Origin of the sequence: Streptomyces sp. NPDC056527, from assembly GCF_042794475.1 — a bacterium.
Lineage (GTDB): Bacteria > Actinomycetota > Actinomycetes > Streptomycetales > Streptomycetaceae > Streptomyces.
In genome coordinates, this window is record NZ_JBHTTQ010000171.1 from 1 (window position 1) to 9,495 (window position 9,495).

7 protein-coding genes are annotated in these 9,495 nt (G+C 70.9%); 2 read left to right on the top strand and 5 right to left on the bottom strand.

From position 1 onward, the window contains the following. Positions 1-210: 210 nt before the first annotated feature. From ACFQ7Q_RS36615 to ACFQ7Q_RS36635, 5 genes are all read right to left on the bottom strand, one after another. Positions 211-414, bottom strand: coding sequence for an acyl-CoA carboxylase subunit epsilon (locus tag ACFQ7Q_RS36615; RefSeq protein ID WP_329115517.1), 204 nt, complete (start codon positions 412-414; stop codon positions 211-213). A gap of 14 nt (positions 415-428) precedes the next feature. Further along, a complete protein-coding gene (locus ACFQ7Q_RS36620) occupies positions 429-2,012 on the bottom strand; it encodes an acyl-CoA carboxylase subunit beta (protein WP_376444771.1) in 1,584 nt (527 codons plus the stop codon). A gap of 108 nt (positions 2,013-2,120) precedes the next feature. Then, positions 2,121-2,684, bottom strand: a complete 564-nt coding sequence (locus ACFQ7Q_RS36625; protein ID WP_383563107.1) for a polysaccharide lyase beta-sandwich domain-containing protein — start codon at positions 2,682-2,684, stop codon at positions 2,121-2,123. Continuing rightward, a complete protein-coding gene (locus ACFQ7Q_RS36630; RefSeq protein ID WP_383563109.1) occupies positions 2,590-6,447 on the bottom strand; it encodes an endo-alpha-N-acetylgalactosaminidase family protein in 3,858 nt (1,285 codons plus the stop codon). Before ACFQ7Q_RS36630 ends, ACFQ7Q_RS36625 begins: the two co-directional genes overlap by 95 nt. Before the next feature lie 130 nt (positions 6,448-6,577). Beyond that, positions 6,578-7,087, bottom strand: coding sequence for a hypothetical protein (locus ACFQ7Q_RS36635; RefSeq protein WP_383563112.1), 510 nt, complete (start codon positions 7,085-7,087; stop codon positions 6,578-6,580). Between the two features lie 235 nt (positions 7,088-7,322). Between ACFQ7Q_RS36635 and ACFQ7Q_RS36640 the strand changes: the two genes are divergently transcribed. Both ACFQ7Q_RS36640 and dnaN read left to right on the top strand, forming a co-directional pair. Further along, positions 7,323-7,928 (top strand): YceI family protein, encoded by a 606-nt coding sequence (locus tag ACFQ7Q_RS36640; protein WP_383563114.1) that lies wholly within the window; start codon positions 7,323-7,325, stop codon positions 7,926-7,928. Positions 7,929-8,059: 131 nt separating this feature from the next. Further along, positions 8,060-9,166 (top strand): DNA polymerase III subunit beta, encoded by a 1,107-nt coding sequence (dnaN, locus tag ACFQ7Q_RS36645; RefSeq protein WP_383563117.1) that lies wholly within the window; start codon positions 8,060-8,062, stop codon positions 9,164-9,166. Positions 9,167-9,495: the final 329 nt, after the last annotated feature.

Here is a 9,495-nt window from a genome sequence, read left to right on the forward strand (position 1 = left end):
CCATTTCCGGTGCGGCGGGCCCTTTCGTCGTGCGGGGCCGTGGTCTCTCGCTCGGGGGGGGGCGCGGTCTCGTCGTGCGGAGGGGCCGCGGTCTCGCCGTGCAGGGGCCGCCTTCTTGTCGTGCGGGGGCGCCCTTTCGCCGTGCGGGCGGTACCCAAAGCCGAAGGCCCCCGCTCCGTGTCGGAGCGGGGGCCTTCGGTACGGCTGGGGTCAGCCCTGCCAGGAGTGGGAGGGGCGGAAGCCCGACTGGCGCTCCAGACGGCGCCAGCCGGCCGTGGAGCGGCCGTGGGCGGACGTCTCGGTGGGCTGGGCGGCCGCGCGGGCGAGCAGCACCGCGGTGATCGCGGCCAGCTCCTCGGGGTCGGCGTGGCCCTTCTCGACTCGGAGAAGGTTGGCTGTGGCAGGCGTTGTCACGTCTGTGGCTCCTCTTACTGAGGCGGGTTGCCGTGCTTGCGGGACGGCAGGTCGGCGTGCTTGGTGCGGAGCATGGCGAGGGACCTGATGAGGACCTCCCGCGTCTCTGCGGGGTCGATCACGTCGTCGACCAGTCCGCGCTCCGCCGCGTAGTAGGGGTGCATCAGCTCGGCCTTGTACTCCTTGACCATGCGCGTCCGCATGGCCTCGGAGTCCTCGGCCTCGGCGATCTGCTTGCGGAAGATGACGTTGGCGGCGCCTTCGGCGCCCATCACCGCAATCTCGTTGGTGGGCCAGGCGTACGTCAGGTCGGCGCCGATGGACTGGGAGTCCATGACGATGTACGCGCCGCCGTACGCCTTGCGCAGGATCAGGCTGATCCGGGGCACGGTCGCGTTGCAGTACGCGTACAGCAGCTTCGCGCCGTGGCGGATGATTCCACCGTGCTCCTGATCAACGCCCGGCAGGAAGCCGGGTACGTCCAAAAGGGTGACGATCGGAATATTGAAAGCATCGCACATCTGGACGAAACGGGCGGCCTTCTCCGAGGCCTCGATGTCCAGGACGCCCGCCAGCGACTGGGGCTGGTTGGCGACGATGCCGACGACCTGACCGTCCAGACGGGCCAGCGCGCAGATGATGTTGCGGGCCCAGCGCTCGTGGATCTCCAGGAAGTCGCCTTCGTCGACGAGCTCCTCGATCACCTTGTGCATGTCGTACGGACGGTTGCCGTCGGCCGGGACCAGGTCGAGCAGGACGTCCGAGCGGCGGTCGGCCGGGTCCTCGGAGGCCACGGTCGGCGGGTTCTCGCGGTTGTTCTGCGGGAGCATCGACAGGAGGTACCGCACCTCGGCGATGCAGGTCTCCTCGTCGTCGTACGCGAAGTGCGCGACGCCGCTCGTCTCGGCGTGCACGTCCGCGCCGCCGAGGCCGTTCTGGGTGATCTCCTCGCCGGTGACCGCCTTGACGACGTCCGGGCCGGTGATGAACATCTGCGAGGTCTCGCGGACCATGAAGACGAAGTCGGTCAGCGCCGGGCTGTAGGCCGCGCCGCCGGCGCACGGGCCGAGCATCACCGAGATCTGCGGGATGACACCCGAGGCGCGGGTGTTGCGCTGGAAGATGCCGCCGTAGCCGGCGAGGGCGGAGACGCCCTCCTGGATACGGGCGCCGGCGCCGTCGTTCAGCGAGACCAGCGGCGCGCCGGAGGCGATGGCCATGTCCATGATCTTGTGGATCTTCGTGGCGTGGGCCTCGCCCAGCGCGCCGCCGAAGATCCGGAAGTCGTGCGCGTAGACGAAGACCGTGCGGCCCTCGACCGTGCCCCAGCCGGTGATGACACCGTCGGTGTACGGCTTCTTCGCCTCCAGGCCGAAGCCCGTGGCGCGGTGTCGGCGCAGCTGCTCGACCTCGTTGAAGGAACCAGGGTCGAGCAGCAGCTCGATGCGCTCGCGAGCGGTCAGCTTGCCCTTGGCGTGCTGGGCCTCGGTCGCCCGCTCGCTCGGCCCGCGCCGAGCCTCCTCGCGCAGGGCGTGCAGCTCGGCCACACGGCCACGGGCGTCAGTCGGCTCGCTCGGGATCTGGTCCACAACGGTCATGTACCGACCCTACGAAGTCGACCAAGCAAATCCCGCCGTCCACTCCGTACAGTCTCCCGCGTCGATTCCTGGTGGAGTAAGACAGAACCGCCGACAGGGGGAGCCGAGTCAACAGCCAGACACCCCTTGTGTTTGTAGGCTTTCCACACAACCCTCTAAAGCGCCACTTGCGTGCGGCAGGTGACGCCCGCGGTACCGGGAGTGATCCGCAGCCGCAGTGAGCGGCCGGCCCGTGCGCCGCGGCTCGCTGATCCGGAGGTCGAGGACCGAGCGCCGGCGGCGGACCAGGACGCTCGCCGGGGCCGTGACCGTCAGGCGCCCCACCGTACCGGCCCGCCCCGGGTTCGTGGCCGTGAGTCCGGGGGACGGGACGGCCTGGCGGTCGGCGATGTTGTCCAGGATCTCCAGCCGGTCCTCGTCGGCGGCGCAGGCGGCCGGGGTGCGCCGGGAGGCGCCCGGCATGAGCGGATACGCGTTCGTGGCGCCGGCCGGGTCCGTGCCGTGTTCGAGCCACGACGGGTGCCGGACCGGTTGGCGACCGGTCCGGCACCCGTTCTCCGACGCGATCAAGCAATTGCTAGCGGGAGCCTCCGCAGTGGAAGCGGGCGTTCCCCCAGTCCGCGTGGTCGTTGCCGTTCCCGTCGCCGCCGTCGCCGGCCGCCAGCTCCACATAGGAGGCCCCGGTGACGTCGGCGGTGAGCTGCCAGGCGGCGTCGGCGGCCTTCAGGACCGGCGACTTCACCTTCTGCGTACCGTCGGCGACGACGCTGAACTGCACCGAGCCGCGACTGGTCTGGACGTCGTCCACGCCGACCTCGGCGGTGAAGGAGGTGCACTTCCCGCCCAGGTAGTAGCGGACCGTGGACGGGGCATGGGCGCCCAGGCCCTTGGCGTACGCCACTCCCCCGATCCTGAGCGGGCCGCCGTCGCCGGTGCCCGTCTCGCCGTTGGACAGGTCGCGCTCGACCGGTCCCCAGCCGTTGGCCGCGGACGTCCAGTCCAGGTCGCTCGCCCAGCTGTCCGTGGTGGGCGGCGGGGGCAGCGTACGGGCGGAGGTGGCGGCGCTCAGCTTCCGCGCCTCGCCCCCGACGGTGTACGTGAGCGTCGAACCGAGCGGGTAGGTCTGGTACTTCGCGTCGACCGGGGGCGTCACCTTCCAGGTGGCGGTGGCCTGGGCGCCCGCCGCGACCGTCCCGAGGGAGACGGGACCGGCCGGGTCGGCGGTCCAGCCCGCGGGGAGTTCCAGCGCGGCCGTGGCCCCGGCGACGGCGTTCGCCTCGTCGTTGGCGAAGGTGGCCGTGACCTGGTTGGGGCGGCCCGGCTCCAGGGTCTCCGGGGCGGTGAGGGCGAGCGTGCCGCAGGCCGCCTTCTCCGCCGCCGGGCCGAGGTCGGTGACGGTGAAGGAGTCGAGGACGAAGTCGGCTCCGTCGGGGGCGTCACCGCGCTTGCGCAGTCCGGTCCAGGTGTCGCCGCAGCCGGCGGTCACGGTCTCGGAGAAGTGCCCGGTGGTCCTCTGCTGTCCGACGGGCGTACGACGTGTCTCCACCGCGGTCCCGTTCGTACGGTCGTAGCCGGTGACCCACTCGTAGGCGCCGGCATGGCTCGACTGGTGGTCGAACTCGACGCGGTAGCTGCGCCCCTCCTTCATCGGGACGGTCCAGGGCGCGGTCCGGTAGACCAGCCCGCTGTTCTCGTCGTGGGACTTGAGCGACTCGGCGCCGCCGATGACGTCGTCGACGAGCTTCCCGTTCCAGCCCGCCTGGGTGTACGGGGCGTGGAGCTGGGCGATGTGGGTGCGCGGGTCGGTCGTGCCGCCGGAGTCGCCCTTGAGGAAGGGTCCCCAGCCCTGGTCGACGGCCTCGAAGTCCTCGTGCACGAGCGCGCCGGCCCGGGTGGCGGGGTTGTTGGCGACGATCCGGACGTCGTCGATCCGGACGACTGCCGGGCTGCCGCTCGCGGCCTCGATCCGGAGCGTGGTGGAGCCGCTGCCGGGGGCGGTGAAGGTGACCTTGGCGCGCTGGAGGCGGGTGCCGTTCCAGTCGGAGGCGGCGACCCGGTCCTGGAGGGCCGAGCGCTCGACGGTGACGGACGCCCCGCCGACGGAGAGCGTGGTGGGTCGGGTGCGGCCCGCCTCGACCTCGATCAGGGCGGAGGCGGTGTACCTCTTGCCGGGGGTGAGGCCGGTGACCTGCTGTCGTACGGACGCGGTCGCCGAGCCGGTCAGTTCGGCGCTGTTGCGGCCCTGGGCGTCGGTGTCACGGGCGACGGTTCCCGCCTTGGACCAGGCGGAGAGCTTCGCGTCGTTGAATCCGGGGTCCGCGACCGGGGTCCCCTGGCCCCAGCGGGGGTCGCGCGGCTCGGGGGCGCGGTCCGGGTAGAGGACGTAAGGCTGCCCGGCGGCGGCGTCGAAGGTGATCTTCCCGTCGACGGGGCGTATGGTCGCGGTCTTCACACGGCCGTTGTCGGTGAGCTTGTGGACGGCGTACGAGCCGGCGCCCGGGACGGTCCACGTGGTGCGGCCGCCCGCCTTGTTGTAGTGGTACAGCTTCTTGCCGCCGTCCCAGGGCAGCAGGTAGTTCTCGCCGTCGAGGACCTTGCGGCCGTTCTCGTAGAAGGTGCGACGGCCGTCCTCGACGGTGCCGCGCACACCGCCCGTGAAGGTGAGGTCGTTGCCGTTCCAGCGGGTGATCGTCTGCTGCTGGAGGTACTTGGCGGGCAGGTTCTTCTGCCAGATGTTGGCGTAGAAGTGGTTCCAGTCGGTCTCGCCGGTCCACCCCTCGAAGTCTTCGAGGGCGGTCTGGCCGAGGACCGGGTGGTTGTTCCAGATGTCCTTCTCGCCGTTGCGGATGAAGCGGATGATCTGGGAGTTGAGGCCCTTGTTGGTGGCGCCGCCGTAGTTCAGGTCGTTGGCCCAGTGGGACCAGAGGGAGGCGCGCTCGAACTTCTCGGACCACTCGGTGGCGACGTTCCACCCCTGGGCCTGCACGGCCTGCATGGTCTTGTCGGCGATCCAGCCGTGGGTGTAGTAGACGTCGATGTAGAGCATCGACAGATTCGGGTCGGTCTCGTCGCGCAGCTGCTGGAAGCGGCGGGCGAGGTCGCCGCTGTTGATGTCCCGGCGCTGGTCGATGTAGTAGCTCTGGTTGAGCCAGTTCCAGCCGGGCCTGGTCTTGTCGACGAGGGTCTCGCTGAAGTTCTTCGCCTCGGGGTACGACTCGGTGGCGTTGACGTGGACGCCGAAGCCCGCGCCCCACTTCCTGCCCTCCTTCAGCAGCTTGTTGAGGTCGTCGAGGCCGCCGGCGCGCTTGTTGTAGTTGCCGCCGTAGTCGGGGTGCGCGGAGTCGTGGCCCTCGGAGCCGTATCCCTTGAGCAGGGCGAACTGGCCGAGCCCGTCGGTGGCGAGCGAGATCCGCTTGACGTCGTCGAGGGTGCGCAGGAATGGGTGGGTGGCGTTGGACGCGAAGTTGAACGGGATGTGGGCGATGACCCGGTCGGGGGTCTGATCGCCGCCCGGGGCCTTGACGCCGATCGCGCGGAAGGCGAGGGCGCCGTCCTGCCAGTCGGTCTTCCCGTCGGCGTTGGCGTCGGGGGTGACGACGACCTTGGCCCAGGGGAGGTTGTCGCCGCTCTCGGGCCGCGGCGCTCCGGCGCCGCGGTAGGTCCACTGGCCGGACCAGACAGCGACGCGGGTCTCGGTCGCCGTCCTGCGGGCCTGGTGCCAGAAGCGGGCACCGTCGCGGGCGCTCGGCCCGGTGGGCTTGTCGTAGCTGGAGTTGGACTCGACGGCGGCCGCGAGCCGGTCGGTGTTGACGAGCGCGTAGCTCGCCCCGACGGGCGCGCTCTCGGCGGCGGTGGCGTCGGTGACCTTGGCGAAGACGTCGGCGGTACGGGTGGAGTCGGGGTCGAGCCGGGTGAAGGCGGTCTCCGCGCCGGTGTCGGCCGAGCCGACGGAGACGAGGTCGTGGCCGGGTATGTCGAGGGTGCCGACCCGGAAGCCCTCGGTGTCGCGGACGGCGGTGACCTTGAAGGTGGTGGCACGGCCGCGCACGCTCAGCGTCGCGTCGATCTCGACGCCGGCCAGGGCGGGGAAAGTGAGGGTGTACGCCGCGCTGGTGGCGGTCAGGACGGGGGCGCCCTTCGCCTGGACCGCGTAGGCCGTGCCGTTGAGGACGATCTCGGTGACCGGGGTCGTGCTCCCGAGCAGACGGGCGCCGGTGGAGCGGTCGGTGTAGGAGAGGACCCGCGGGAAGTCCTCGGCGACCGCGACGGAGAGCTGGTCGGAGCCGATGACGGCCTCGGCGCCGGCGCGTGCGGGGGCTTCGGCGAAGGTGGCGGGGGCTGTCGCGAGAGCGGGCCCGGCCAGGGCGAACACGGCCGACGAGGCGACGGCGAGCGCGCAGGCCGCACGGATTCTTCGGGACTCGGGGAGGGACATGCGCACTAGTTGGCCCCTGCCCGCCGGGCACCGTCAACGAGATCGGACCCCGGCGGCCCCGCCAGTCCAAGAACCCCCTTCGGTTAGTCCAAGTGACCGCCGAAGGAGGCTTCTTGACGCGGGCCGACGGTCAGCAGCCGCCGCAGCTGTAGAAGGTCACGTCCCAGTGGTTGCCCTCGTCCGCGTAGATGTTGCCGGCGCCGGACTTCCACTGCGGAGCACCGTCCCCGCGCACACCGATGTAGGTGAAGGTGTTCTTGATGTAGTTCCCGACGCACGTGTACTTGCTGAAGTCGAGCTTGTAGCCGTTCCAGTGCGAGTACGTGCCGCCGGCGTGGCCGGTCTCGGTGCCGCCGGTGATGTTCAGCGCGCAGCCGCTGGCGCTCCTGAGGGTCTGGGCGCCCTGCGCCGTGGCGAGGTTGAGCTGCTCGAACGAGGTGCAGGTCGGGTTGTTGCGGTCGGAGCAGCCGCCGGACGAGGACCAGGTGATGCCGGAGTTGCGGAACATCGAGGTCGCGGTGGCGTGGCTGATCTTGGTGGCGGCCTGGGCGTCGGTGGCACCGCCGAGGACGCCGACGCCGGGGGCGAAGAGGGCGCCGAGGACCAGGGCGAGCGCGGTGAGGACGGAGCGGAGCTTCATCGGGGGTTGCCTCCTGCTGGTGACCGTGTCGGATGGGACGGCTGTGCAGGTGGAGCAGGGAGATGGTGCCGCAGCTCTACGCGCGTCCGCCAGAGGGCCTCGACGTCTTTCGGGTGAATCGGGGGAAACATCGCGCAGAGATGTTGAAAGTTGAACGGAATAGGGTTACTGTCGTTCTCGTTGAAGCTTCAACAAAGGCAACCAGCCTCCGCGCACCGTCCCCAAGGAGCAGGTCATGGGCATCTTCAGCCGCAAGAACGACACCGTCGACACCGCCACCCTCCCCGTCGACCCGGCGCTGGCCGCACTCACCGGCGACTACACGATCGACCCGGCGCACAGCAGCATCGGCTTCACCGTCCGTCACGCCATGGTCACCAATGTCCGCGGCACCTTCGGCGAGCACGAGGGCACGCTGAAGCTGGACGGCTCGAACCCGGGCGCGTCCACCGCCTCCATCGACGTCAAGATCGCCTCCGTCGACACGGGCATCGGCGACCGCGACGGCCACCTGCGCAGCGGCGACTTCTTCGACGCCGAGCAGTTCCCGCTGATGACCTTCCGCTCCACGGAGGCCGCGCAGCTGGGCGGCGACAAGTACCGCGTGACCGGAGACCTCACGATCAAGGACGTGACGAAGGCGCTCTCCATCGACCTGGAGTTCAACGGCAAGGCCACGGACCCCTACGGCAACGAGCGCGTCGGCTTCGAGGGCTCGGCCGAGATCCTGCGCTCCGACTGGGGCCTGACCTGGAACGCGGCCCTGGAGACCGGCGGCGTGGTGGTCAGCGACAAGGTCAAGCTGAACTTCGACATCTCCGCGATCAAGAACGCCGCCTGAGCCTCAAGCCGTCCGCACGGCTCGTCCGGCTCGTCCCCGCACCACGAGCGCGCCCGCCTCTCCGTCACGACGGAGGGCGGGCGCTCGGCGTTCTCGGGGCGTTGTCAGTGGGCGCCGCTAGCGTCGGATCCATGGAATTCCGTATCGACAGCAGTGTGTTGACGGACGCCGTGGCCTGGGCCGCCCGCGTCCTGCCCGCCCGGTCGCCCGTGCCGGTGCTCGGCGGGCTGCTCCTGGAGGCGAGCGACGGCCGGCTGCGTGTCTCCGGTCTCGACTACGAGGCGTCCGCGCGCATCGAGGTCGAGGCGGACACCGCCCGGGACGGCCGGGCGCTGGTCCTCGGACGGCGGCTGCTCGACATCTGCAAGGTGCTGCCCCGGGGCGTCGTGGAGTGCGTGGTCGAGGGCGCGCGTCTCTCCGTGACCGGCGGGGAGGCCCGCTTCGGACTGTCCCTGCTGCCGTTGGACGACTATCCGGCGCAGCCCGGACTGCCCGCGTTCCGGGGCGTGGTGGACGCCGACGCGTTCGCGGCGGCCGTCGGACAGGTGGCGGTCGCGGCGGGCCGGGACGACTCGCTGCCGGTCCTGACGGGGATACGGCTGGCCCTCGACGGTACGACGATGACGCTGGCCGCGACCGATCGCTACCGCTACGCGGTCCGCACGCTGGAGTGGAAGCCCGAGGGCGAGGACGGGGCGTCCGAGGGCGCGGACGTGGTCGTGCCGGCACGTCGGCTGACCGAGATCGCCCGCTCCCTGACGACGACGGGGCCGGTCCGGCTGGCCCTGGACGGCGGTTCGATCGGCTTCGAGAGCGACGGGACACGGACGACGACCCGCTTGCTCGACGGTCGGCTCCCCCGCCACGACAAGCTCTTCTCCCTGGGAGAGCACGCCGTCGCCGTGACCGACCGCGCTCCGCTGCTCGAGGCCGTGAAGCGCGTCGCGGTGGTCGCGGAGGGCGACAGCCCGGTCCAGCTCGCCTTCGCCGGCGACACCGTCCAGCTCCAGGCCGGGTACGAGGACGACGTGGCCTCCCAGCGCCTTCCGGCGCTCCTGGAGGGCGCGGAGTCGATGACGGTCGCGTTCAACCCCGGCTATCTGCTGGACGCGCTCGGCTCCTTCGGCACCGACTCCGTCCGCTTCCACCTCCTCGGCCCGGGCCAGCGCGCCCTGATCACCGATCGGGAGGACGGGGTCCACCAGCATCTGCTGATGTCGGTGAAGCCTTTGGTCTAGCTGCCGCCCGCTCTCCGTGGTGACCGCCCCTCGGGGTGACGCCGACGCCCCAAGTGGAGCCCACGAGTGGTGGGCGTCTTCCCGCCCGCTCAGGCTGACGTACGCAGTACCCGCCCCCGATCATGCGGTGGCGGGCTGAGCCACGCGACGTCGCCCCGGTCGGGGCGGGGTGGGGACGTCAGAGAGACGGGATCTCATGACGGAGCAGGGCACCAGAACAGGCCGCCTGCCGCTCGCTCGCGGCAGCGACAGGTCCGTACGAAGGCGGGCGCAGCGCCGCTACCCGCCGCGACGCTCCCGGCGGTCACTCGCCGGGGTGGCGCTCTTCG

Coding starts and splice junctions, on each gene's coding strand:
- ACFQ7Q_RS36620 (WP_376444771.1), bottom strand. CDS start 2,012: ATGACCGTTGTGGACCAGATCCCGAGCGAGCCGACTGACGCCCGTGGC.
- ACFQ7Q_RS36625 (WP_383563107.1), bottom strand. CDS start 2,684: ATGTGGAGCTGGCGGCCGGCGACGGCGGCGACGGGAACGGCAACGACC.
- ACFQ7Q_RS36630 (WP_383563109.1), bottom strand. CDS start 6,447: ATGTCCCTCCCCGAGTCCCGAAGAATCCGTGCGGCCTGCGCGCTCGCC.
- ACFQ7Q_RS36635 (WP_383563112.1), bottom strand. CDS start 7,087: ATGAAGCTCCGCTCCGTCCTCACCGCGCTCGCCCTGGTCCTCGGCGCC.
- ACFQ7Q_RS36640 (WP_383563114.1), top strand. CDS start 7,323: ATGGGCATCTTCAGCCGCAAGAACGACACCGTCGACACCGCCACCCTC.
- dnaN (WP_383563117.1), top strand. CDS start 8,060: ATGGAATTCCGTATCGACAGCAGTGTGTTGACGGACGCCGTGGCCTGG.